Source organism: Peribacillus sp. SIMBA_075, from assembly GCF_046534585.1.
In genome coordinates this window covers 1-257 of the sequence record NZ_JAWRYN010000998.1, presented here as the reverse complement: position 1 = coordinate 257, position 257 = coordinate 1, and the positions used below count along the sequence as shown (strand labels likewise).

The 257-nt window shown below is 54.9% G+C and carries 1 pseudogene; it reads right to left on the bottom strand.

The features are described from left to right. Positions 1-257 (bottom strand): annotated as a pseudogene (locus SB775_RS31275) (aspartate aminotransferase family protein); the annotation flags it as partial.

Below are 257 nucleotides of genomic sequence, written 5' to 3'. Positions count from 1 at the left end.
CAATCGGTTCGACCAGTACGCATGCAGTCTCGCTGCCCCATTTTTCAAGCGCCTCAGCGAATGCTGCCTTATCGTTAAACGGAACGGTAATGACTTCGCTAGCGATGCTTTGCGGGATGCCTGCGCTGTCTGGAATGCCCAATGTGGACGGGCCAGAGCCTGCAGCCACCAGCACCAGATCAGAGTGACCGTGGTAGCAGCCAGCGAATTTGATAATTTTTACACGGCCAGTGTAAGCACGAGCTACACGGATGCAG